This is a genomic window from Brevundimonas sp. (assembly GCF_041911375.1).
Taxonomy (GTDB): domain Bacteria; phylum Pseudomonadota; class Alphaproteobacteria; order Caulobacterales; family Caulobacteraceae; genus Brevundimonas.
In genome coordinates, this window is sequence record NZ_JAYRPA010000039.1 from 1 (window position 1) to 22,143 (window position 22,143).

Here is a 22,143-nt window from a genome sequence, read left to right on the forward strand (position 1 = left end):
CGGGCGGGCCGGGCGGCGGCGGCCAGGTCATGCGCATGGGCGGCCCTCCCGGCGGCGGCATGCGCGGCGGCCGCGGCGCGAACATGCAGCCCGGCCAGGGCATGTTCAACCTGTCGCTGACCCACACCTGGCGGGTCCAGGACGAGGTGGTCATCCGCGACGGACTGGCGCCGCTGGACCTGCTGGACGGCGACTCCATCAGCGGGTCGGGCGGCCAGTCGCGCCATGAGGTGCAGCTGCAGGCCGGCGCCTTCAGGAACGGCTACGGCGCCTTCCTGAACGCCAACTGGAAGGCGGGCACGACGGTCGAGGGCGACGCCCTGGGCTCGCCGGACCTGGAGTTCTCGGACCGCACGACGGTGAACCTGTTCGCCTTCGCCGACCTGTCGCAGCGCAAGTCGCTGGTCGCGCGCTTCCCGATCCTGAACGGCACGCGCGTCGGCGTCGGGGTGCAGAACCTGTTCGACGACCGGGTGACCGCCACCTCCAGCGACGGCGCCCAGCCGGTCAACTATCAGGCCGACTATCTGGACCCGCAGGGCCGCGTGTTCCGCATCAACCTGCGGAAGATCCTGTTCTGATCGGTCGCGGCCCTCAGCCGTTCTCGAACGACCGCCACCAGTCGACGAAGCGGGGCAGGCCCTCGGTCAGCGCGACCCTGGGCCTGTAGCCGGTCAGGGCGTTCAGCTTGGAGACGTCCGCATAGGTGGCGGTGACGTCGCCGGGCTGCATCGGGCGCATGATCTTGTTCGCCTGAACGCCCAGCGCGGCCTCCAGGGTGGCGATCATCTCCATCAGGCCGACCGGCTGGCTGTCGCCGATGTTGTAGACCTCGTGCGCGCCCCGTGCAGGCGGGTGGTCCAGCACGCCCAGCACCCCGTCGACAATATCGTCGATATAGGTGAAGTCGCGCGCCATGCGGCCCTCGCCATAGACCTCGATCGGCTCGCCGCGCACGATCCTGCGCGTGAAGCTGTAGTAGGCCATGTCCGGCCGGCCCCACGGGCCATAGACGGTGAAGAAGCGCAGGCCCGACTGCGGAAAGCCGTAAAGGCGCGCATAGCTCTGGCTCAGCAGCTCGCACGACCGTTTTGTGGCGGCGTAGAGCGAGACGGGGCTGACGGTCGGATCATCCTCGCGGAACCCCTGCCCCTCCAGCGGCCGGTCGCCATAGACCGAACTGGAGGACGCATAGACCAGATGTTCGACGCCGGCGTGGCGGCACGCCTCCAGGATCGACAGATGCCCGGCCAGGTTCGACCGTTCATAGGCGAAGGGGTTCTCCAGCGAGTAGCGCACCCCCGCCTGGGCGGCCAGGTGCACCACCCGGTCGGCGCCGCTGTCGGCGACCAGGGCGCGCATCGCCTCGTGCTCGGCGATGTCGGCCCGGACCATGCGAAAGCCCGCGCGTCCCTCCAGCCGGGCGGCGCGCGCTTCCTTCAGGCGGGGGTCGTAATAGGCGTTGAAGACGTCGACGCCGACGACCGTCTCCCCGCGATCCAGCAGCCGCTCGGCGACGTGCATGCCGATGAAGCCGGCCGCCCCCGTGACGATGACCGGCCCCGCCATCTCAGCCCCGCCCGATGTCGGAATAGCGGAAGCCGCGCCGCGCCATGTCCTCGGGACGATAGATGTTCCTCAGGTCGACCAGCACGGGCTGGTTCATCAGCAGCTTGACCCGGTCCAGGTCCAGCGCCCGGAACTGGTCCCATTCGGTGACGATGACCACCGCGTCGGCGCCCTGGACGGCGTCATAGGCGCTGTCCTTCATCTCCACGCCGTCCAGCAGCTTGGCCGCCTCGTGCATGCCTTCGGGATCGAAGGCCTGGACCCGCGCACCCGCCGCGATCAGGGCCGGCGCGATGTCCAGCGAGGGGGCGTCGCGCATGTCGTCGGTGTTCGGCTTGAAGGTCAGCCCCAGGAGGGCGACGGTCTTGCCCTGAACGCTGGTTCCCAGCGTCTTCTCCACCCGCCCGGCCATGGCCTGCTTGCGGGCGTCGTTGACCTCGACCGTCGTCTCGATCAGCCGCGTCGGCGCGCCGTACTGCTGGGCCGTGCGCACCAGGGCGATGGTGTCCTTGGGGAAGCAGGAGCCGCCGTAGCCGGGGCCCGCGTGCAGGAACTTGGCGCCGATCCGCTTGTCCAGGCCGATGCCGCGCGCGACCTGCTGCACGTCGGCGCCGACCGCCTCGCACAGGTCCGCCATCTCGTTGATGAAGGTGATCTTCATCGCCAGGAAGGCGTTGGCGGCGTATTTGATCAGTTCCGAGGTGCGGCGGCTGGTGAACAGCAGCGGGCTCTCGTTCAGGTTCAGCGGGCGATACAGTTCGCTCATCACCGCGCGGGCGCGCTCGGCCGTCTCGCCCTCGTTGACGCCGACCACCACGCGGTCGGGCCGCTTGAAGTCGCCGATGGCGGCGCCCTCGCGCAGGAACTCGGGATTGGAGACCACGGCGAAGTCGGCCTCGGGATTGACCCGGCGAATGATGGCCTCGACCTCGTCGCCCGTGCCGACCGGGACGGTCGACTTGGTGACGATGACGGTGAAGCCCTGGATCAGGCCGGCGATCTCCTCGGCCGCCGCATGGACGTAAGACAGGTCCGCATGACCGTCGCCGCGCCGGCTGGGCGTGCCCACGGCGATGAAGACGGCGTCGGCGGTGCGGATCGCCTCGGCGCCGTCCTGGGTGAAGGACAGGCGGCCGTCGCGCACGTTCGTCTCGACCAGGTCGTCCAGGCCGGGTTCGAAGATCGGAATCTCGCCCCGGTTCAGCCGCTCGATCTTGGACGGATCCTTGTCGATGCAGACCACCGTGTGGCCGAAGTCGGCGAAACAGGCTCCGGACACCAGGCCGACATAGCCGGACCCGATCATGGCGACGCGCATACAGATGCTCCCGTGGCGAACGCCCCGCTATAGGACAGGCGCCCGCGCCGGGGCCATAGGCTTTCGCTCAGTCCGCGGTCGGTCGGAAATCCGTATCGAAATGGCAGCCGCCCTCGTAGCGCGGCGCGGCCGCCTGGCAGAGGGCGGCGATGCTGTCGGGCGTCGGCTTCTCGCCTGTGTCCAGCCAGCGCATCATCGCCTGGAACAGGCCGACGTACTCCGGCGGCGACAACCGGCTGTGCTCGGCCTCGTCGGTGAAGGTCTGAACCAGCAGGTCCGATCGGCCGGCGGCGGCCACGGTATCGCGATAGAGCGCCTCGTTGGACACGAAGGCGGTCGGGTCGGCCTTGCCGTGGATGGTCAGGGTCGGCGCCGCGATCAGCCCGCTGAGGTCGGCGTCATAGGCCAGGCGCGCCACCCCCATGGGGTCGGCCGTGAACCGCTGCACCCCGGCGTTCAGCGCCGCGTCGTCGTGCGAGCCCTGATAGACGGTGCGGCTGTTGTCGAACGGATTGAGGCCGTCCAGCCGCTTCTGCACCATGTCCTGGAACAGGAAGGTGGCCCAGGCCAGGTGGGCGACCAGATGCTCTTCGTCCACGCCCGTCACCGCCAGTATGTCGGCCAGGTTGCGCTTCTGCTCGGCGGTGCGGCGGTCCTCGGGCAGGCCGACGCCGGTGCAGGCCTGAACCCGCTCGGCCAGTTCGGCGCGCTTCAGATCGCTGTCCAGCGGCAGACCCTGCCAGACCGGGTACTGGGTCTCGTCCGGCGCGGGATGGTTGTTGCAGTAGAACTGATAGACCGCGCGCAGATCGGCGCGGAAGCGATAGGTCCGCGTCGCCCCGCCGATCACGCCGCTGGTCAGGACCACGCCGTCCCACACCACCTGCCCCTCGGCGTCGCGGGCGTAGAGCTCGGCCGTCTTGGCGGCGACGTTTCCGCCCCACGACTGACCGTGCAGCAGAGTGCGGCGCGGCCGGCCGAAGGCGTCCCAGAAAATCTGGCGCAGGTCGTCGGTGTCCTCGGCCGCCATCCGCACGCCATAGCCGCCGCGACGGTAGGTCGACCCCGCCCAGGCGAAGCCTTCCTTCACCGTCATCGAGAACCGCTCCAGGTCCTCCAGCGGATCGTTCGCCTCGGGCGTGGCCGTGCGCGGGCCGCCGTGGGCGTGGACCACCAGAGTTCCGTTCCAGTCCTTCGGCACGGCGATCCAGTAGAAGCCCCCCTTCGCCGCCCGCCCCGACCAGCACCGCGTCTCTTGCGGCAGGAAGTCGGGACAGGCGGCCGGGTCCGGGGAGGGATCGGACGGGGCGGCGACGGGCTGCGTCGTTTGGGCGGCGGCGGCGAAGGGCGCGCCGATCAGCGTCAGGGCGGCGGCGGCCGCCAGCATCGGGATCGAGCGCATCCTTCGCCTCCTTGGATCAGAACGTCTTGGAGACGTTGACGTACCAGTAGCGGCCATAGGGACGGTACAGCGATCCCAGATAGCCTTCCGACGTCAGCGGCGGCTGTTCGTCGGTGATGTTGCGCGCGCCGATCCGGATCGTCGTGCCCGAGGCGAAGCCGTAGCCGTCCTCGAACTCATACTGGCCGTACAGATTGCCGGTCAGCTGGCTGTCGACCGTCCAGGCGTCGCCCTCGGTGCTGAGGAAGCCCGTCTCGGTCACCGAGCTGATGTACTGGGTGAAGGCGCCGACCTGCCACGGACCCTGCGACCAGGTCAGCGAGCCCGACACCCGCCATTCCGGCCGGCCGTTGCGCGCCAGCAGGGTTTCCGAGATCGGCAGCGGCGTATTCTCGTTGATCAGACCCTGTTCGCGCGCCTCGAACAGCGACTCGACCAGCGGGCCGGGCGAGCGGTTGAATTCCATCAGATGCGCGGCGTTCAGGCTGGCGCGGAAGTCGCCCCAGGGCGTGTCGCGCAGACGCCACTGCACGCCGATGTCCAGGCCTTCCACGGTCTGAGGCAGCAGGTTGATGAACTGATCCTCGATCGAGGTGATCTGACCGACAGGCGTGATGCCGCTGCCTTCGAAGAACGCGATGTCGTCGGCCGTCACCGCAGCGCGGTTGACGTTCTCGTTGGTCGTGCCCTGCAGGATGTTCAGATAGTCGAGCACCACGTTCGACTGGGCGCCCAGCAGGCCGACGATCTTCTCCTGCTCGATCTTCCAGCGGTCGATGGTGAAGGTGAAGCTGCCGAACTGCTCGGGGATGAACCAGGGCTGGAACACCAGGCCGATGGACTGGTTGGTGCTTTCTTCCGGCTCCAGGTCCGGGTTGCCCGACACCAGCAGCGAGGCGCTGGCGGGCTGGGAGCATTCGTTGAAGTTCGCGATCCGGCCCAGACGCAGGTCCGCCTCGCAGCGGATGTAGTCGTTGTTGGTCGACAGGCGGGCGTACTGGGCCGCGTTGGTCTGCTCCAGGTTGGGCGCGCGGAACCCTTGCGAATAGGACCCGCGAACGCGAACGCCGTCGACGATGTCCCAGGCCATGGCGATCTTCGGCTTGGCGACGTCGCCGAAGTCCGAATAGTGCTCGTACCGGCCGGCGATCTGGAAATCGAGGCTGCGGACCAGCGGCACGTTCATCTCGGGCGAGACCACCGGCACGGCGAACTCGACATAGGCCGAATAGACCTCACGCTCGCCGTAGGTGTCCGGGTTCGAGCTGACGGCGGCGATGTTCGAGATGCTGGTTGCGCCGCTGATGGCGTCGACGAAGACGTTGGTGCCGTCCAGGTCCTCGTCGCGGTCGTCGCGCTGGGTCTCCTTGCGGGCCTCCACGCCCATGGCGATCCCGACCGGCCCGCCCGGCAGGGTGAACAGGTCCGGACGGCTGACCTTGAAGTCCCACAGCGCCAGGGTCGTCTTGGACACGCGCGTCAGGTCGGTGGTGATGGCGTCGATGGCCGCCTGCGAGCTGGGCGTGCAGTCGCCGGCGCTGGTGTCGTCGACACAGCCGCCGCTGAAGGGATTGTAGGCGTCCGGCGTGGACAGGGCCAGGTTGGCCTGAAGCGCGGTCAGATTGACGGCGTTCGAGCTGTCGGTGGCCTCGGCCTCCGAATACAGGATCGCGCTTTCCCAGTCGAAGCCGCGCCACTCGCCGCGCAGACCGCCCAGGATACGGGACTGCCAGTTTTCAACGTCCACCACCTGTTCGCCCAGGTCGTTGAAACGGTAGCGGACCAGCTTCACGTCCGTGCCGCCGGCGGGGACATTGGTCAGGCCCGACAGGCGGTTGGGATTGGGCGTGCCGTCGGCGAAGGTGACCGGGCCGAAGGGGTTCCAGTAGTTGCTGGCCGGAATCCAGAGCTGGTTCAGCAGGATGGTCGGCGGCTGAATGTTCTGGGTGTTGGCGGTGTAGTAGCCCAGCTCGCCGAAGGCGGTGACGCCGTTGTCCAGGTCGTAGTGACCGGAGACGAACAGGTTCAGGCGCTCGACATCGGGCGACACGGTCGTGCCGGGCGCGGTGTCATAGCGCAGCTCGCGGCCGGCGCCGCTGTAGCTGATGTTGCCGCTGGCCAGGCAGACATCGCCGCCGATCGGCGCCGTGCAGCCGAAGTCGGAGGGCTGGTTGTGGAAGGCGCCGGCGGTCGACGTCAGGTTCGTCGTTCCCCGGCGGACCCGGAACGGCGTCTGGAAGTTGGCCCATGAGGTGTACGAGGAGCGGGCGTCCGTGTCGGTCGAGGTCTCGTAGCCCGCGATATCGGCGAACAGGGCGCGACGATCGTCCGAGGCGGTGTAGTCCATGTCCTCGGCGCGCTGGGCCGTGCGGTCGCTATAGTCCAGGAAGCCCGAGATGTTGCCGCGTTCGAAGTCCTTGCCCGCGAACAGGCCCAGGGTGAACTCGCGCCTGTGGGTGCCCTCGGCCCCGCCGTACTGGGCCTTCATCTCCAGGCCGTCGAAGTCTTCCTGAAGCACGGTGTTGACCACGCCGGCCACCGCATCGGCGCCGTAGATGGCCGCCGCGCCGTCCAGCAGCACTTCCAGCCGCTCAAGGCCGGACACCGGAATGGCGTTGGAGTTGTAGCTGAGGACCGGCACGGTGCCGGTGTCGGACGTGCCCTGGCTGGTCGGGTGCTGGACGATGCGGCGCCCGTTCAGCAGGACCAGGGTGTTGCCGACGCCCAGCGAGCGCAGGTTGACCGAATTGACGTCGCCGCGGGCCGCGTTCGACGTCTGCGGGTTGTTGGCGCTGGAGAAGAGCACGTCGCCCATCTGGGGAATGGAGCGCAGCAGATCGTCGCCGCTGACCGCGCCGGTGGCGACGATCTCTTCCTGCGTCACGACCGTCACCGGCAGGGCGGCCGTGGTCGAAGCGCCGCGGATCTGCGAGCCGACGACCACGATATCCTCGACCTGGGCGGGCTGGCCCTCCGGCGCGGCGCTCGCAGCCTCCTGGGCCAGGGCCGCGCCGGCCGACATCAGCAGAACGGCCGAGGCCGCGCCCGCCATCAGGGTGAATTTCGTCTGCATCTCGTGTCTCCTCCTCCCGGGCCGCCGTTGTCGTCGACGGTCCCGCCTTCCAAAATTCGTCCGCGCGGCTCAGTCGTCCGCGAGGACCAGGTCGTCGCCCGGCCCGGCGGCCGGATCGGGTGTGGCCGCGATGGGCGCGGGTTCGCCGTTCAGCGCGGCGTTCAGGGCGTCGCGGTCCAGCGCGCCTTCCCAGCGCGCCACAACCACGGTGGCCACGGCGTTGCCGATGAAGTTGGTCAGGGCCCGGCACTCGCTCATGAAGCGGTCGATGCCCAGGATCAGGGCCATGCCGGCGACCGGCACGTCCGGCACCACCGACAGGGTGGCGGCCAGGGTGATGAAGCCCGCGCCGGTGATGCCCGCCGCGCCCTTGGACGACAGCATGGCCACCAGTAGAAGCGTGATCTGCTGCCAGATGGTCAGCTCGATGTTCAGCGCCTGGGCGATGAACAGCGCCGCCATGGTCATGTAGATGTTGGTGCCGTCCAGGTTGAACGAATAGCCGGTGGGCACGACCAGACCGACCACCGACTTGGCGGCGCCGGCGCGCTCCATCTTGGCGATCAGGCTGGGCAGGGCGGCCTCGGAGCTGGAGGTGCCCAGCACCAGCAGCAGTTCTTCCTTCAGGTAGCGGATCAGCTTCAGGATGTTGAAGCCGTTGGCGATGGCGACCAAGCCCAGGATGCCGACCACGAAGATGATCGATGTCAGGTAGAAGGTGGCGATCAGGGCGGCCAGATTGGCGATCGAGGCGATGCCGTAGGCCCCGATGGTGAAGGCGAAGGCCCCGAAGGCGCCGATCGGCGCGGCCTTCATGACGATGGCCACCAGCTTGAAGACGGCGATGCTCAGGGTCTCGAACAGGTCCAGCACCGGCTGGGCGCGCTCGCCGATCAGGGCCAGCGACACGCCGAACAGGATCGACACGAACAGGACCTGCAGGATGTTGCCGGTCGAGAAGGCGCTGACCAGGGTGTCGGGAATGACGCCCATCAGGAAACCGACGATGGTGCTCTCGTGCGCGGCGGCGGCGTACTGCTCGACGGCGCCGGCGTTCAGCGTGGCGGGGTCGATGTTCAGCCCGTCGCCGGGCCGCACGATGTTGGCGATGATCAGGCCCACGATCAGGGCCAGGGTCGAGAAGGTCAGGAAGTAGGCGAAGGCCTTGGCCGCCACCCGCCCCACGCTGCTCAGGTCGCGCATCCCGGCGATGCCGGTCACGATGGTCAGGAAGATCACCGGGGCGATGACCATCTTCACCAGCTTGATGAAGCCGTCGCCCAGCGGTTTCAGGCTCTCGCCGAAGACCGGCCAGAAGTGGCCGATGATCGCGCCCAGCGCGATGGCGATCAGCACCTGGAAATACAGGTGGCGATAGAACGGCCGGCGGACGGCCGGCGCGGTCTCGGAAGGGACTGGGATCACGAAAGGCTCCTGATGTGCGGGACGGTTTCCCGCAGTCTCCTCGACGGGCGCGATCTTCGCCACGCTCCATGTCGTCACTATCGAGGAAGCGTCGCGCGGACCCAAACGACTCTCGAATATCCATCAACACACTGACAGCGTTACGTTAATTCGACAGACGCCCCACACGGGACGGGAATTTGTGCGATCAGCCGCCTATGGGTCTGGCGCCGTAGTGCGATTTTCCGCACAATCCATCCATGCCCCACGCCGCCGCCGCATCGCTTCCGACTCGCGCCTCGAGACGCCCGGGATGGGCGTTGTTCGCGGGCCTGTGGATCGTCGTCGCCGGCCTGGCCGCCCTGGGCGCGGGCGAGGCGGCGCGGCGGGACGCCGAGAGCGAGCTGGCCCGGCAGGCCGAGGCGGCGGCGGCGCTGCACGCGGCGGTGCTGCGCAGCGAGCTGGAGAAGCACCGCTCCCTGCCGCTGGCCCTGGCCGGCGATCCCGACATCGCCCGCCTGCTGGCCGCGCCCGAGCCGGCGCAGGTCGACCGGGTCAATCACAAGCTGGAGGATCTGGCGCGCCAGACGCGGGCCGCCGCCATCTATCTGATCGACGCCGGAGGGCGGACGCGCGCCGCCAGCAACTGGCGCCTGCCGACCAGTTTCGTCGGCGCGGACTATGGCTTTCGGCCCTATTTCATCAACGCCCTGCAGAAAGGCCGCGCGGAGTTCTTCGCCCTGGGCACGGTGTCGGGGCGGCCCGGCCTTTATCTGGCGCGCCGGGTGGACCGCGCCGACGGGACGCCGCTGGGCGTGGTCGTGGTCAAGGTGGAGTTCGACGCGCTGGAGGCCGAATGGCGCGCCTCGGGCGAACCGGCCTATGTCGTCGATCCGGGCGGCGTGGTGCTGATCACCAGCGTGCCGGACTGGCGGTTCCGCACCACCGAGCCGCTGGACGAGCGCCGCCGGCGCCTGACCCTGACGGACCAGACCCTGCGGCCCGAGGCGTTGCGGCCCCTGCCCTTCGTCACCCCCGCCGGGGACCGGCCGCGCCTGGTCACAGCCGCCGCGGACGGCGCCGACCAGCGATGGATGCACGCCGAGGTCGGCACGGAGACGCCGGGCTGGACCCTGCACCTGCTGTCCCCCACGCGCGGCGCCATCGACGTCGCCGCAGCCACGGCGCGGGCGCTGGCGGCGCTGGTCGTGACCCTGCTGGCGGGCGTGGCGGCGGTTCTGCTGCGGCGTCGTCAGCAGCATCTGGCCCGCGCCCGCGCCGAGGAAGAGGCCCGCCTGGAGCTGGAGCGGCGCATCGACGAACGCACCCGCGAACTGCGCGAGGCCAACACCGCCCTGAACCGCCAGATCGAGGAGCGCCGCCGCGCCGAGACCGCGCGCGAACTGCTGCGCGACGAGCTGGTGCAGGCCAGCAAGCTGGCGGCGCTGGGTCAGATCGTGGCCAGCGTGGCGCACGAGATCAACCAGCCGGTCGCCGCCATCCAGACCCAGGCCGAGACCGCCGGCGTCCTGCTGGATCGCGACGATCCCGACAAGGCGCGCGGCGCCCTGGCGCGGATCGGCGACCTGACCCAGCGCATCGGCGCCATCACCCAGGAGCTGCGGATCTTCTCCAAGAAGACCGACCCCAAGATCGGCGCGGTCCGGCTGGAGGACGCCATCCACGGCGCCCTGCTGCTGACGCGGGGCCGGCTGGACGAGGGCGGCGTCGAACTGGTGCGCGAGGGCGACGCGGATGTGGCGGTGCGCGCCGACCGCTTCCGGCTGGAACAGGTCATCGTCAACCTGGTCAAGAACGCCGCCGAGGCGCTTGAAGGCCGCGACCGCCCGCGTCTGCTGCTGAAGGTGACGCGCGATGGCGACCGGGTGCGCCTGATCGTGTCCGACAACGGCCCAGGCGTGCCGCCCGAGGTGCGCGCCCAGCTGTTCACCCCCTTCGTCACCACGCGCGCCAACGGCCTGGGCCTGGGCCTGGTGATCTGCCGCGACATCGTCGCCGGCTTCGGCGGCGAACTGGATCTGATCGACAGCGAAGACGGCGCGACCTTCGTGGCCGCCCTGAGGACCGCGTGATGGAGTTCACCCGACCGACCGCCGTCGCCCTGGTCGAGGACGACGCCGACTTCCGCCAGGCGCTGGCCGAACGGCTGATGCTGGAGGGCTACGACGTGCGCGCCTTCGCCGCCGCCGAGCCCGCGCTGAAGGCGATCGACGCGGACTATCCCGGCGTGCTGGTCACCGACCTGCGGATGCCCGGCCTGGACGGCCGCCAGCTGCTCAGTCGGCTGCAGGCGCTGGACCCGGCCCTGCCCGTCATCATGATCACCGGCCACGGCGACATCGCCGACGCGGTCGCGGCCATGCACGACGGCGCCTATGACTTCGTGGCCAAGCCCTTTCCGTTCGAGCGGCTGCAGGACAGCCTGAACCGGGCGCTGGAGAAGCGCGGCCTGGTGCTGGAGAACCGGCGGCTGGCGGCCATCGCCGCCGAGGGCGGGCAGGAGCTGCCGCTGGCGGGATCCTCGCGCGCCATCACCACGCTTCGCGCCACCATCGCCCAGATCGCCGACGCCCGGATGGACGTGCTGATCGAGGGCGAGACCGGCACGGGCAAGGAGGCCGTGGCCCGCGCCCTGCACAACGGCGGGCGGCGCCGGCTGGCGCCCTTCGTCGCCGTCAACTGCGGCGCCCTGCCCGACGGCCTGATCGAGAGCGAACTGTTCGGGCATGAACTGGGCGCCTTCGCCGGCGCCCTGCGTCGCCGTGTCGGCCATGTCGAGCGGGCGCACAATGGCGCGCTGTTCCTCGACGAGGTCGAGAGCATGCCGCTGACCGTGCAAGTGAAGATGCTGCGGGTGCTGGAGGAGCGCGAGGTCCATCCGATCGGCGCCAACGAGCCCCGCGCGCTGGACCTGCGGGTTCTGGCCTCGTCCAAGGTCGACCTGGGCGAGGCGGCGCGGGCGGGCACGTTCCGCGAAGACCTCTATTATCGGCTGAACGTCGTACGTCTGCGCGTCCCGCCGCTGCGAGAACGGCGCGAGGACATTCCCCTGCTGTTCGCGCACTTCCTGCGCCGGGCCGCCGACCGCCACGGGATCGAGCCGCCGGCCATCGGCGACGGCGTGCGGCGACGGCTGCTGGAGGCGGACTGGCCCGGCAACATCCGCGAACTGGCCCACTTCGCCGAGCGGGTGGCCCTGTCGCTGGAGGAGACGGCGCGGCCCGCGGACGAGGGCCTGAGCCTGCCCGAGCGCCTGAACCGGTTCGAGGGCGAACTGCTGCGCGGCGCCCTGGAGGCCCATCGCGGCGACATCGCCGCCGTGCTGGCCGAGATGCGGGTGCCCCGAAAGACGCTGTACGACAAGCTGCAGCGCCACGGGCTCAAGCCGTCGGCGTTCAGGGCGTAGGCGCTCGAAGAGCGAACCCGGAACCCAGGAGGCGTGCCCAGCCCCTGGGTTCAGGGTTCTTCGGCGGCTACTCGTAGCCGTGCGCGGCTTCGTTGATCACCTGCGACGGCATGTTGGAGAAGTCGACGGCCACGGGGTTGGCGATCTTGGCCTGATAGGTCCGCAGCACGTGCGTCATGCGGCGGCGCACCTCGCGTTCGGCCTCGGTGCCGGCGTCCAGCGACAGGGGCGCCAGGCAGAAGTCGATGATGGCTTCGGTTCGGGTCAGCGGTTCCATGAAGGGTCCTTTCCTTAAGCCGCGTGGGTGAACTGGGCGGTCTCGGTCGAGTCCTTCAGCGCGGTCGTGGACGACGTGCCGTTGGAGATGACCGTGGCGACCTGGTCGAAATAGCCTGTGCCGACCTCGCGCTGGTGGCGGGTGGCGGTGTAGCCGCGCGCCTCATTGGCGAACTCGCGCTGCTGCAGCTCCGAATAGGCCGCCATGCCGTTGTCGCGATAACCGTCGGCCAGCTCGAACATCGAGTTGTTCAGGGCGTGGAAGCCGGCCAGGGTCACGAACTGGAACTTGTAGCCCATGGCCCCCAGCTCTCGCTGGAACTTGGCGATGGTGGCGTCGTCCAGCTTGGCCTTCCAGTTGAAGGAGGGCGAGCAGTTGTAGGCCATCAGCTTGCCCGGATACTGCTTCTGCACGGCCTCGGCGAACTTCTTCGCATCGTCCAGATCGGGGTGGCTGGTCTCCCACCACAGCAGGTCGGCGATCTTGGCGTAGGACAGGCCGCGCGCGATGCAGTGGTCCAAGCCGGTCCCTTCCTTCAGGCGGAAGAAGCCCTCCGTCGTGCGGTTGTCGCGATCGATGAAGGGCTGGTCCCGCTCATCGATGTCCGAGGTGATCAGCTGGGCTGACTCGGCGTCGGTCCGCGCGACCGTGATGGTCGGCGTGCCGCAGACGTCGGCGGCCAGACGCGCGGCGACCAGGTTGCGCTCATGCGCCTGGGTCGGGATCAGGACCTTGCCGCCCAGGTGGCCGCACTTCTTCTCGCTGGCCAGCTGGTCCTCGAAGTGGACGCCCGCGGCGCCCGCCTCGATGAAGGCCTTCATGATCTCGAAGCTGTTCAGCGGCCCGCCGAAGCCGGCTTCGGCGTCGGCGACGATGGGGGCGAACCAGTCGCGTTTGGCGCCGCCCTCGGCGTGCTCGATCTGGTCGGCGCGCTGCAGGGTGCGGTTGATGCGGCGGCACAGTTCCGGCGCCGCGTTGGCCGGATACAGCGACTGGTCCGGGTACATGGCGCCGGCCGTATTGGCGTCGGCCGCGACCTGCCAGCCGGACAGATAGATGGCCTTCAGGCCCGCGCGCACCATCTGCATGGCCTGGTTGCCGGTGACGGCGCCCAGCGCATTGATGAAGGGCTCGTCGTGCAGCAGCTGCCACAGGCGGTTCGCGCCGCGCTCCGCCAGCGAATAGGTGATCGGAACCGAGCCGCGCAGGCGCAGGACGTCCTCAGGGGTGTAGGGCCGCTCGATGCCGTCGAAACGGCCGGCGGGGGACGGAACCAGGTCGTCGAAGGTGGTCATGGTCGATCTCGTCTCTGGAAGGGCGCGGCCGGAGCCGCCGTCTCGGAAACAAAGAACACGCCAGTGTCACGAACGATACACAACAGCTGCCGATGGCGAAGTCATGATGTCACAATATGACTTTGCTTTTGGCTAGAGCACGTGACATTCTGTGACCATGGACACGGCCACGGATCGCAAGCTCTTTCTCGGCGCGCGGCTGAAGCGGCTGCGGCGCGACCTGTCGCTGACCCAGACGGCCATGGCGGCCGACCTGGGCGTTTCCCCCAGCTATCTCAACCACATAGAACGCAATCAGCGCCCAGTCTCGGCCCAGCTCCTGCTGCGGCTGGCCGAGACCTACGACGTCGACCTGCGCACCCTGAACCAGGGCGGAGAGGCGGACGAAGCGCGACTGGCCGAGGCGCTCAGCGATCCGCTGTTCAAGGGCCTGTCCGTGCCGCGCCACGAACTGCTGCAGCTGATCGAGGAGGCGCCGGGCGCCGCCGACGCCCTGCTGCGCCTGTACCGCGCCTTCGACGACCAGCGCGCGCGGGCCCGCGCCGCCGCCGACACGGGCGAGGGCCTGCTGGAGGCCAGCCCCGCCGACTGGGTGCGCGAATACGTCCAGGCGCGCGGCAACCACTTCCCCGAGCTGGACCAGATGGGCGAGGCCCTGGCCGACGCCCTGGCCGCCGACGCCCCCGCCCACGGCGACGGCTTCGAACCGGCGGCGCGCCAGCGGCTGGCGGCGAAACACGACCTGGGCGTCCGCACCCTGCCGGCCGAGGTGATGGTCGAATGGACCCGCCGCTTCGACCTGCATCGCCGTCGCCTGCTGCTGTCCGAGACCCTGGGCCCGTCGTCGCGCGCCTTCGCCCTCGCCTATCAGCTGGCCCTGGCCGAGCACGGTCCGGCGCTGAACGCCATGGCCGAGGCGGCGAACGCGCCGGACGCCCAAAGCCGGTCCCTGCTGAAGGTCGCCCTGACCAACACCCTGGCCGCCTCCATCCTGATGCCCTACGCCGCCTTTCAGCGGGCGGCCGAGGCGACCGGCTACGACCTGGCCCGGCTTCAGGCCCGCTTCGGCGTCAGCTACGAACAGGCGGCGCACCGGCTGACGACCCTGTCGCGACCGTCGGCGCGCGGCGTGCCCTTCTTCCTGATGCGGGTGGATCAGGCGGGAAACATCTCAAAGCGCTATGCGGCCGGCGCCTTTCCCTTCTCGCGCTTCGGCGGCGCCTGCCCGCGCTGGCGGCTGCACTCGGCCTTCCGCACGCCCGGCCGAATCGTCACCCAGATCATCGAGACGCCGGACGGGAACCGCTGGTTCACCTTCGCCCGCACCGTCGAGCGCCAGGGCCACGACGGTTACGGCGAGGCGCACGACCTGGCCGTCGGCCTGGGCTGCGAACTGCGCCACGCCCACCGCCTGGCCTATGCGCGCGGCCTGGACCTGGAGCAGCCGCAGGCCACGCCCATCGGCCCGGCCTGCCGCCTGTGCCACCGCCACCCCTGCGCCGAACGCGCCGCCGCCCCCATCGACCGCCCGCTCGCGGTGGACGACTGGTCCAAGTCGGTCAGCCCCTATCCGTTCGCGGCGGCGAACTAGAGCAGCACCACCCGCCCGCCCTCCATGCGGAAGGCGACGCCCGTGCGCTGGAACAGGCGCGCGATGACGGCGGAAGGGTCGGCCGCGCCCTGGTCCAGCAGCTGCTCCACGCCAAGCCGCAGGGAGGGGTCGCGCGACACGCCGGTCAGGGCCGACAGCCATTCCTCGCGGGTCAAAACGCCGTCCGGCTGGACCAGCAGAGGCTTCAGGAAGTCGAACCAGTCGCCGCCGGTCCGGGCCTTCTGCGCGCCCTCGGCCGCCATGGCGAACACGGCGCCGCAGGCGTAATAGGCCCGGTGCTCGCCCCGCTCGGCCGCCGTCACGATCGACCGGCCCTGCGACAGGCGCACGCAATCGTCGACCTCGGTCTGCAGCTCCGCCCGCGCGTCATAGGCGGGGTTCAGGCTCTTCAGCGCCCGCACGGCCATCAGGTCGGCCCCGCCCTCGGTGATCCACATGTCGCGGGCGTATTCGTAGCGCACCGCCTGGCCCAGCCAGAAATGCGCCCCCTCGTGGCCGATGAACCAGTGGGCGCGGTCCAGCGCCTCACGGTCGGGGTTCAGCACCCCCTCGCCCTCGAAGCTCATGGAGATCATGCCCGGCAGGACGCTGCCGCCCATGCTGGACATAGAACGGGTCGGGCCGGTCCAGCTGACCATCAGGGTCGGCGCATCGCCCGGCGCCGCGCCCAGCCGCCGGGCGTAATAGCCCATGACGCGCGGCGTGAAGCCGGCCAGCTCCTCGCCCAGCCAGCGCGGCAGGCCGGGGTCCACCACGGTGGTCACGCCCTCGCCCTGGCGCGTGGCCGCATCGCCGAACAGGACATAGGTTTGGGCCTCCACGGCGGTGACCTTCGGCAGCCGCTCGCCCTTGAACAGGACCGGTCCCGCCTGGTCGCGCCAGGTCACGCGCGCAGGACCGCCCGGCACCTCGACGCCGTTCAGGTCGCGCGGCAGGGCGCGGGCGGCGGCGGCCGTGTCCAGCGGGATGACGTCGAACTGTTCGGAATAGAGGGCGACGGCACCGTCGGAGAACACCAGCGCCGGATCATAGGCCGCCTCCAGGTCGCCGGCGCGCGGCTGCATCCGGATCCGCACCCGGCGCGGCACGGGCCCGCCGTCGGTCGTGCGCAGCACGTCATAGTCGCCGACCCGCTCGATGACGACGCCGGGCGTCTGGACCGTCCACCAGTCGGGCCGCCAGGGCCGCCGGCTGTCGCGCAGCAGCGCCGAGTTGAAGAAGGCCCAGGCCGGCGCGTCCCGATCCAGCACGTAATCGACGCTCCAGTCGTCGCCGTCGCGCACCACCGAGACTTCGACCCGCGGTTCCAGCAAGGCGAGCGGCGGGGGCGGCGGGGCGACGGGCGCACAGGCCGCCGCCGACACTGCGGCGGACAGGACCAGAAGGGACGCGGCGACGGCCGGGCGACTGGGCATTCGGTTCTCCACTGACGGGACGAGATACGAGGGCTTAGAGCGGCGAGACGCCTGCGTCATCTTAAGCCTTGATCATCGTCCGGCGGCGTCCAGAGCGCGTCGGGCGGCGTCCAGTTCCCCGGCCATGACCGCCTTCAGCCGCTCGGGCGCCAGGATCACGGCCTGCTCGCCCCAGGTGAACAGGTGCCAGGCCAGTTCGCGCATGCCCGAGGCGCGGAAGCGCACGATCACCGACCCGTCCGGCTGGTCCTCGAAGCTCTGGGTCGGGTGCCAGCGCCAGCCGCGCGCCTCGGCGGCGCCCTGGGGCGAAATGCGCAGGACCACGTCCTCGATCTCGTCCTGATAGATGCCGAAGGACTGGCTGGCGAAGACGCTCAGGTCGAAATCGGGCGGCGGCGCGGCCACGCCCTCCTGCGGGGCGACATGGCTCATCCGGTCCAGGCGGAAGGTCTGGATGCGGCCCGTCTCGCGGTCCGCGGCGACCAGATAGTTGGCGCGGCCGAACATCACCCCGCAGGGTGCGACGCTGCGCCGCCGCGGCTCGGCCCCCGGCCGGGAATAGGTGAAGCCCAGCGGCTGCTGCGCCAGCACAGCGCCGCGAATGGCGGTCAGCATGGCTTCGTCCGCCGAGGGACGCGGCCCGGCCTGCACCGCGATCGTCTCGGCCCGCACCAGCGCCTCCAGATCGGGCGCCATCCGGTTCAGGGTGGTCGAGCGCATCGCCGCCTTGATCTTGCGCTCCAGCCCTTCCAGCGCGGCGGCGCGGGCCGGTTCGCCGGCGGCGTTCAACGCCGCCGCCGCCTTGGTCAGCTCCAGCATCTCGGTGGCGGTCGGCGCCTGTTCGAAGGCAGACAGCCCGCCCCGGATTCGCCAGCGCTTGGTCGGCGGGTCCGACACCTCGTCGACCTGCGGGAACAGCATCAAGACGGCGTCGCGCATCCGCTCGGCGGTGCGACGGCCCACGCGCATGTCGCGCGCCATCTCGTCGATGGTCAGGCCTTCGGCGCTGGCGGCCATGCGCCGCGCCAGTTCGATCACCATCGCCGCCTTGTCGTGCCGCACCGCGCGCCCTCGAAATGATACGTCCGTTTCTGGCGTAATGCTGCGCCATAACGTCCCCATCGACAAGAGGCGAACGCTTCAGGAGATCACGACATGGCCCGCTTCCGCCCCCAGACCGCCGCCTTGGCCGCCGTCAACACCGAACGCTACATCATCGTCCCGTGCGAGGCCGACGGCTGCGCCGACCTGGCCGTCATCTGGGACCGGCTGGAGGAGCAGGTGGTGGATGTTGTCTCCGCCGCCGCCAGCGCCCGCTACTCGGACGAGGACGCCCTGTGGGACGAAGGCCGCTTCGGCCAGGTTCAGCCCGAATGGCGGATGGCGGCCTAAGCCGTTTCGGCGGCGAGGACGGGCCGGGCGCGCCGCGCGTCCCGCCGCTTCAGCCAGCCGTTGACCCAGTCGCGGCCGGGCGTCTCGATCCAGCGATAGGTCAGGGCCGACAGGCCGATGATGAAGGCCAGCACCGCAAGGGCGAACAGGTCGTTCAGCCATATCGAGCCGAAGTCAACGCGCCGGTTCTCCATGATCCCGGTCCGCCGCGCCACGATCAGCATGACCGTGATGACCAGCATGTGGGTCATGTAGATCGAATAGGACCAGTGGCCGAGCCTGAGCAGCGGCCGCACCGACAGCCAGCGCGACACCCGCCCCGCCTCGGAAGCGAACACCCAGATGCAGACGGCGAAGATCAGCGGCGCCGCCACCGTCCACGGGCCGCGCGCCAGCCAGACGTAGGCGACGGCGGCGATCAGGGCGACCGGCTCCAGCCATTTGACCAGCCCCTGCCCCGGATCGGGCGCCGCGCTCCAGATGCGCTGCACCAGGCAACCCAGCAGGAAGCCGTAGGCGGCGCGCGGAAAGCCGAAGTTGTAGGTGGTGTTCATGTAGCGCGGCGCGAAGGCCAGCACGACCAGCGCGCCCAGGATCGCCAGCACCACGGCGATCGGCGTGAACCGGCGCGGCGCCGCCAGCAGCATCAGGGCGAACAGGACATAGCAGCCCATCTCCACGCTGATGCTCCACGCCGGCCCGTTCCAGGTCAGGTGATCATGGATGCCGAAGGCCTGGACCAGCAGGACATTGGTGATCAGATATTCCGGCGCGCGGTCGCCCGTGAACGGCGGCACGGCGTCGAAGCGGAACCACAGCCGACACAGCTCCAGCACCACGAAGGCGGCCAGGATCGCCAGGTGCAGCGGCCAGACCCGTCCCACCCGTCGCACCAGGAACCGGCCCGCATCGCCGATCGAGCCGATCCGCTCGCGATAGGCGTGGGCGATGACGAAGCCGGACAGGACGAAGAAGAAATCGACGAACAGATAGCCGTGGCGGGTCAGCGGCAGGGCGTGGAAATGGCTGCTGACAGGCAGGTGGAAGAAGACCACCAGGATGGCGCAAAGGCCCCTGAGCGCGTCCAGCACCTCGAACCGGGTCGTCTTGGAGATCATCCGCGCCCCCATAGCGTCAACCGAGGCGGCGCGATAGCGGGGGCGCGGGACGCGCAAAACACGTGGCTTCCCGCGGCGTCACGCCCTATATGGCCTGTTCCCTCAAAGCCCAGCGCCTGAAGCCCTTCAAAGCCATGCCCAGCCTGAACGAGATCCGCTCCACCTTCCTGAACTATTTCGCGGCCGACGGCCACGAGAAGGTGCACTCGGCTCCGCTGGTGCCCCAGAACGACCCTTCCTTGCTGTTCGTCAACGCGGGCATGGTGCCGTTCAAGGACTATTTCACGGGCGCGTCCACGCCGCCCCACCTGCGCGCCACCAGCTCCCAGAAGTGCGTGCGCGCCGGCGGCAAGCACAACGACCTGGACAACGTCGGCTACACCGCCCGCCACCTGACCTTCTTCGAAATGCTGGGGAACTTCTCCTTCGGCGACTATTTCAAGGAACACGCCATCGACCGGGCGTGGAAGCTGGTGACCCAGGACTTCGGCCTGGATCCCAACCGCCTGCTGGTCACCGTCTACATCGACGACGACGAGGCCTTCGACATCTGGAAGAAGGTCACCGGCTTCTCGGACGACAAGATCATCCGCATCGCCGGCTCGGACAACTTCTGGGCCATGGGCGACTCGGGCCCTTGCGGCCCCTGCACCGAGATCTTCTGGGACCACGGCGACAGCGTCCCCGGCGGCCCTCCCGGCAGCCCGGACGAGGACGGCGACCGGTTCGTGGAGATCTGGAACAACGTCTTCATGCAGTTCGAGAAGGAAAACGACCAGATCGTCCGCAAACTGCCCAAGCCCAGCGTCGACACCGGCATGGGACTGGAGCGGATGACCACCGTGCTGCAGGGCGTGCATTCGGTCTATGAGACCGACCTGTTCAAGACCCTGATCGCGGCCTCGGAAGACGCCACCTCGACCAAGGCCGAGGGTGAGCGCGCGCCCAGCCACCGCGTCATCGCCGACCACCTGCGCTCCTCGTCCTTCCTGATCGCCGACGGCGTCACGCCGTCGAACGAGGGCCGGGGCTATGTCCTGCGCCGCATCATGCGCCGCGCCATGCGCCACGCCCACCTTCTGGGCGCCAATGATCCGCTGATGCACCGCCTGGTGCCTACGCTGGTCAACGAGATGGGCGAGGCCTACCCCGAACTGAAGCGCGCCCAGCCCTTCATCGAGGACACGCTGAAGCAGGAAGAGGTCCGCTTCCGCACCACGCTGTCCAAGGGCATGGCCCTGTTCGACACGGCGGTGCAGGGCTTCCGTCCCGGCGACATGCTGGACGGCCAGACCGCCTTCACCCTGTCCGACACCTACGGCTTCCCGCTGGACCTGACCCAGGACGAGGCGCGTCGTCGCGGCTTCTCGGTCAATGTCGACGGCTTCGAGGCCGCCATGGCCGAGCAGCGCCAGCGCTCGCGCGAACACTGGAAGGGCTCGGGCCAGACGGCCAACACCGGCGAATGGCTGGCCATCCGCGACCGGATGGGGCCGACCGTCTTCAACGGCTATGACGCCATCGAGGGCTCGGGCGAGGTCCTGGCCATCATGAACGGCGGCCAGCCGGTCGAGGCCGCCGAGGCCGGCGACATCGTCGAGGTCCTGTTCGACACCACCCCCTTCTACGCCGAGAGCGGCGGCCAGGCGGGCGACCACGGCACGATCGAATGGCCCGGCGGCGACGCCGAGGTGATCGACGTCAAGAAGCACGCCGGCGACCTGCACGTGCTGACCGCCCAGATCACGGCCGGCAAGCTGGAAGTCGGAACCCGCGCGGCCCAGCTGGTCGACGCCGAAAAGCGTCGCACCACGCGCGCCAACCACTCGGCCGCCCACCTGCTGCACACGGCGCTGAAGAATGTGCTGGGCGCCGCTGTGGCGCAGAAGGGCCAGCTGGTCGACGCCGAGCGCGCGCGCTTCGACTTCAGCCACGGCGCCCCGGTGACCGAGGACGAACTGGCCGCCATCGAGGCCGAGGTCAACGCCGTGATCCGCCAGAACGTCCCGGCGGAGACGAAGCTGATGGCCCCGCAGGACGCCATCGAGGCCGGCGCCATCGCCCTGTTCGGCGAGAAGTACGGCGACGAGGTCCGCGTTCTGACCCTGGGCCGGTCGCTGACCAGCGACAACGCGCCCTATTCGGTCGAGCTGTGCGGCGGCACCCATGTGGCCCGCACCGGCGACATCGGTCTGTTCAAGGTGGTGCAGGAAACCGGCGTCGCCGCGGGCGTCCGCCGTATCGAGGCCCTGACCGGCGAGGCGGCGCGCCTCTATCTGGAAGGCCAGGCCAAGGTCGCGCGCGGCCTGGCCCGCGACTTCAAGATCCAGCCCGCCGACGTGCCGGCGCGCGTCGAGGCCCTGACCGGCTCGGTCAAGGCGCTGGAGAAGCAGGTCGCCGAACTGAAGAAGCAGCTGGCGCTGGGCGGCGGCTCGGGCGCGAGCGCCGCGCCGGAGGAGATCGGCGGCGTCAAGCTGATCGCCCGCGTGCTGGACGGCGTCGACGGCAAGGGCCTGCGCGGCGTGGCCGAGGACTTCCGCAAGCAGGTCGGCTCGGGCGTCGTCGCCCTGATCGGCGTGACCGACGGCAAGGCCGCCGTGACCGTCGCCGTGACTTCGGACGTCGTCGGCAAGGTCAACGCCGCCGACCTGGCCCGCGCCGCCGTTCTGGCCATGGGCGGCCAGGGCGCCGGGGGCAAGCCGGACTTCGCTCAAGGCGGCGCCCCGGACGGATCGAAGGCCGAGGACGGCCTGGCGGCGGTGCGCGCGGCGCTAGGCTGACGACCGGTTCCTTCTCCCGCCGGGAGAAGGTGACCGGGCGGAGCCCGTCGGATGAGGGTCG

At 69.7% G+C, this 22,143-nt stretch carries 15 protein-coding genes and 1 pseudogene; 6 read left to right on the forward strand and 10 right to left on the reverse strand.

The genetic code is table 11. The features are described from left to right. Positions 1–581: pseudogene (locus ACE3PU_RS07995) on the forward strand (TonB-dependent receptor); the annotation flags it as partial. A gap of 13 nt (positions 582–594) precedes the next feature. Here the strand turns inward: ACE3PU_RS07995 and ACE3PU_RS08000 are convergent. From ACE3PU_RS08000 to ACE3PU_RS08020, 5 genes are all read right to left on the reverse strand, one after another. Further along, positions 595–1,569 carry an NAD-dependent epimerase/dehydratase family protein gene (locus ACE3PU_RS08000; protein ID WP_374388473.1) on the reverse strand — a complete coding sequence of 325 codons (975 nt, stop codon included), beginning with the start codon at positions 1,567–1,569 and terminating at the stop codon, positions 595–597. Between the two features lies 1 nt (position 1,570). Next, a complete protein-coding gene (locus tag ACE3PU_RS08005) occupies positions 1,571–2,887 on the reverse strand; it encodes a UDP-glucose/GDP-mannose dehydrogenase family protein (protein WP_374388475.1) in 1,317 nt (438 codons plus the stop codon). Positions 2,888–2,954: 67 nt separating this feature from the next. Further along, positions 2,955–4,289 carry a hypothetical protein gene (locus ACE3PU_RS08010; protein ID WP_374388477.1) on the reverse strand — a complete coding sequence of 445 codons (1,335 nt, stop codon included), beginning with the start codon at positions 4,287–4,289 and terminating at the stop codon, positions 2,955–2,957. Positions 4,290–4,305: 16 nt separating this feature from the next. Beyond that, positions 4,306–7,362 carry a TonB-dependent receptor domain-containing protein gene (locus tag ACE3PU_RS08015; RefSeq protein WP_374388479.1) on the reverse strand — a complete coding sequence of 1,019 codons (3,057 nt, stop codon included), beginning with the start codon at positions 7,360–7,362 and terminating at the stop codon, positions 4,306–4,308. Between the two features lie 69 nt (positions 7,363–7,431). Next, positions 7,432–8,787: a dicarboxylate/amino acid:cation symporter gene (locus tag ACE3PU_RS08020; RefSeq protein WP_374388481.1), complete on the reverse strand. Its 1,356-nt coding sequence runs from the start codon at positions 8,785–8,787 to the stop codon at positions 7,432–7,434. Positions 8,788–9,086: 299 nt separating this feature from the next. Here ACE3PU_RS08020 and ACE3PU_RS08025 point away from each other — a divergent pair, with 299 nt between their 5' ends. Next, positions 9,087–10,859, forward strand: a complete 1,773-nt coding sequence (locus ACE3PU_RS08025) for an ATP-binding protein (protein ID WP_374388483.1) — start codon at positions 9,087–9,089, stop codon at positions 10,857–10,859. Beyond that, positions 10,859–12,193: a sigma-54-dependent transcriptional regulator gene (locus ACE3PU_RS08030; protein WP_374388486.1), complete on the forward strand. Its 1,335-nt coding sequence runs from the start codon at positions 10,859–10,861 to the stop codon at positions 12,191–12,193. Before ACE3PU_RS08025 ends, ACE3PU_RS08030 begins: the two co-directional genes overlap by 1 nt. A gap of 67 nt (positions 12,194–12,260) precedes the next feature. Here ACE3PU_RS08030 and ACE3PU_RS08035 read toward each other — a convergent pair whose 3' ends face one another. Further along, complete coding sequence (locus ACE3PU_RS08035) at positions 12,261–12,470, reverse strand: hypothetical protein (RefSeq protein ID WP_374388488.1); 210 nt, start codon at positions 12,468–12,470, stop codon at positions 12,261–12,263. Positions 12,471–12,484: 14 nt separating this feature from the next. Continuing rightward, on the reverse strand, positions 12,485–13,765 hold the full coding sequence (gene aceA / locus ACE3PU_RS08040) for an isocitrate lyase (RefSeq protein WP_374388490.1): 1,281 nt from the start codon (positions 13,763–13,765) through the stop codon (positions 12,485–12,487). Between the two features lie 157 nt (positions 13,766–13,922). Here aceA and ACE3PU_RS08045 point away from each other — a divergent pair, with 157 nt between their 5' ends. Further along, complete coding sequence (locus ACE3PU_RS08045; RefSeq protein WP_374388492.1) at positions 13,923–15,356, forward strand: short-chain fatty acyl-CoA regulator family protein; 1,434 nt, start codon at positions 13,923–13,925, stop codon at positions 15,354–15,356. Here the strand turns inward: ACE3PU_RS08045 and ACE3PU_RS08050 are convergent. Continuing rightward, positions 15,353–16,792 carry a hypothetical protein gene (locus tag ACE3PU_RS08050; protein WP_374388494.1) on the reverse strand — a complete coding sequence of 480 codons (1,440 nt, stop codon included), beginning with the start codon at positions 16,790–16,792 and terminating at the stop codon, positions 15,353–15,355. The two genes, ACE3PU_RS08045 and ACE3PU_RS08050, sit on opposite strands and share 4 nt — an antisense overlap. A gap of 72 nt (positions 16,793–16,864) precedes the next feature. Next, on the reverse strand, positions 16,865–17,854 hold the full coding sequence (locus ACE3PU_RS08055) for a helix-turn-helix transcriptional regulator (RefSeq protein WP_374388496.1): 990 nt from the start codon (positions 17,852–17,854) through the stop codon (positions 16,865–16,867). A gap of 93 nt (positions 17,855–17,947) precedes the next feature. On the opposite strand from ACE3PU_RS08055, the gene ACE3PU_RS08060 reads away from it, so the two are divergent. Continuing rightward, positions 17,948–18,184, forward strand: coding sequence for a hypothetical protein (locus tag ACE3PU_RS08060; RefSeq protein ID WP_374388498.1), 237 nt, complete (start codon positions 17,948–17,950; stop codon positions 18,182–18,184). On the opposite strand, the gene ACE3PU_RS08065 is transcribed toward ACE3PU_RS08060, so the two are convergent. Then, complete coding sequence (locus ACE3PU_RS08065) at positions 18,181–19,302, reverse strand: acyltransferase family protein (RefSeq protein WP_374388500.1); 1,122 nt, start codon at positions 19,300–19,302, stop codon at positions 18,181–18,183. The two genes, ACE3PU_RS08060 and ACE3PU_RS08065, sit on opposite strands and share 4 nt — an antisense overlap. 134 nt (positions 19,303–19,436) lie before the next feature. Between ACE3PU_RS08065 and alaS the strand changes: the two genes are divergently transcribed. After that, complete coding sequence (gene alaS, locus ACE3PU_RS08070; RefSeq protein WP_374388522.1) at positions 19,437–22,082, forward strand: alanine--tRNA ligase; 2,646 nt, start codon at positions 19,437–19,439, stop codon at positions 22,080–22,082. Positions 22,083–22,143 lie beyond the last annotated feature (61 nt).

What these genes read in the sequence shown, in the direction of transcription:
- ACE3PU_RS08060 (WP_374388498.1), top strand. Translation starts at nt 17,948, where the DNA reads ATGGCCCGCTTCCGCCCCCAGACCGCCGCCTTGGCCGCCGTCAACACC.
- ACE3PU_RS08045 (WP_374388492.1), top strand. Translation starts at nt 13,923, where the DNA reads ATGGACACGGCCACGGATCGCAAGCTCTTTCTCGGCGCGCGGCTGAAG.
- ACE3PU_RS08065 (WP_374388500.1), bottom strand. Translation starts at nt 19,302, where the DNA reads ATGATCTCCAAGACGACCCGGTTCGAGGTGCTGGACGCGCTCAGGGGC.
- ACE3PU_RS08010 (WP_374388477.1), bottom strand. Translation starts at nt 4,289, where the DNA reads ATGCGCTCGATCCCGATGCTGGCGGCCGCCGCCGCCCTGACGCTGATC.
- alaS (WP_374388522.1), top strand. Translation starts at nt 19,437, where the DNA reads ATGCCCAGCCTGAACGAGATCCGCTCCACCTTCCTGAACTATTTCGCG.
- ACE3PU_RS08050 (WP_374388494.1), bottom strand. Translation starts at nt 16,792, where the DNA reads ATGCCCAGTCGCCCGGCCGTCGCCGCGTCCCTTCTGGTCCTGTCCGCC.
- ACE3PU_RS08000 (WP_374388473.1), bottom strand. Translation starts at nt 1,569, where the DNA reads ATGGCGGGGCCGGTCATCGTCACGGGGGCGGCCGGCTTCATCGGCATG.
- ACE3PU_RS08005 (WP_374388475.1), bottom strand. Translation starts at nt 2,887, where the DNA reads ATGCGCGTCGCCATGATCGGGTCCGGCTATGTCGGCCTGGTGTCCGGA.
- ACE3PU_RS08015 (WP_374388479.1), bottom strand. Translation starts at nt 7,362, where the DNA reads ATGCAGACGAAATTCACCCTGATGGCGGGCGCGGCCTCGGCCGTTCTG.
- aceA (WP_374388490.1), bottom strand. Translation starts at nt 13,765, where the DNA reads ATGACCACCTTCGACGACCTGGTTCCGTCCCCCGCCGGCCGTTTCGAC.
- ACE3PU_RS08030 (WP_374388486.1), top strand. Translation starts at nt 10,859, where the DNA reads ATGGAGTTCACCCGACCGACCGCCGTCGCCCTGGTCGAGGACGACGCC.
- ACE3PU_RS08035 (WP_374388488.1), bottom strand. Translation starts at nt 12,470, where the DNA reads ATGGAACCGCTGACCCGAACCGAAGCCATCATCGACTTCTGCCTGGCG.